The 1,322-nt window shown below is 43.5% G+C and carries 1 pseudogene; it reads right to left on the bottom strand.

Annotated features, from left to right (window positions below):
• Nucleotides 1-309 precede the first annotated feature (309 nt).
• A pseudogene (locus tag H5181_RS20255) lies at nt 310-1,322 on the bottom strand (IS110 family transposase); the annotation flags it as partial.

A 1,322-nucleotide genomic window follows, 5' to 3' on the forward strand; every position in this document is an offset into this window, starting at 1 on the left:
ACTTGTCATTGTTTTTGATGCGACTCATTTACCGCTAGAAGCGGTTGTACTGCCATATATACGGGCTTAACAGTCAAGCTGCGCCCCTAATGAAATCCGTACCACTGCGCCTATCAATTGAAACATCCATGCGGATTAGGTTTACACTATCCTTGGCCTATTCAGGCTAGCACTGGTTGGACTGAGCCATTTCTTCATCGTTAACAACAACCTTGGTGAGTGTTTAATGTGCTATCTTGCGGCTATTATCATCCAGTCGGGTTTATTACCCTTGGCCAGCCCGAGCTCAGCAAGATAGCGACAACAGTGTTAACAAGTACCATGGTTTACACCTTGATTTGCAGCATATTGCGGAACATAAGGCACTTGTTTTTGTAATAAAATCCATATTAGTCTGGCGAGTCTATGGGCGGTGGCAACCACCGTACTGCAGATGCTTTTTCGGCTTCTTAACTGCATTATCCAAAGGTTTAAATCATCTTGTTTTTTACTAGCGTGGCTGACGACTGCTCTGGCACCATGAATAAGTTGCTTGCGTAAATAGCCATTGCCTCGTTTGGTAATACTGCCATTATGGCCAGAGGCAAATTGTTTAGGAGTTAACCCCTGCCACACACCCAACTCTTTAGCGGTATTAAAAGCCTGGCCTCGGCCAATTGATGCGACAAATGCTGAAGCGATGATGGGGCCGACACCTGGAATACTCAGTAATATTTTGCCATTAGGCTCACGCTCAATAAGCTTTTTTATCAAGGTATTAATTCTGTCTAAACGTGTATTTACACTTTGATATTCACCCCAGAAGTCATTTGCCATCAGCTTGATTATGGGACGTTGTGATGCATCATTAATGATGTCCCACATAGCCACTTCAAATGCTTTATAGCCTTGGGCAAAGCAAATGCCAAAATCAACTAAGACACCCCGAATTTGATTAGTGCAGGCGGTTTTCTCCTTCTCTAACACGGTGTAACATCAATATTTCTTGCTGCTCTTCGGTTTTCACTGGCACGAAACGAATGTTAGGCCTAAAGCTAGCTTCATAAATCGCCATTGTGTCATTGTTATCATTTTTACTGCCTCGTACGAACGGGGTGACATGTTGGGCAGGAATGAGCTTAACGTTATGCCCCATAGCGAGAAACTTACGCCCCCAGTAATGGGATGAATAACAAGCCTCGAAGACCACATCGCAATTGGGTTGTTGCAGCATAAATTCGGTCAGTTGAGTGCGATTTAAACGCTTATTGAAGACTTGTTTTGCATGACAATCCATCCCAAGGACTTGAAATACATTCTTGGCCAAATCAATCGAAATAGTG

The organism is Shewanella sp. SG44-2 (genome assembly GCF_014164215.1).
Classification (GTDB): domain Bacteria; phylum Pseudomonadota; class Gammaproteobacteria; order Enterobacterales; family Shewanellaceae; genus Shewanella; species Shewanella frigidimarina.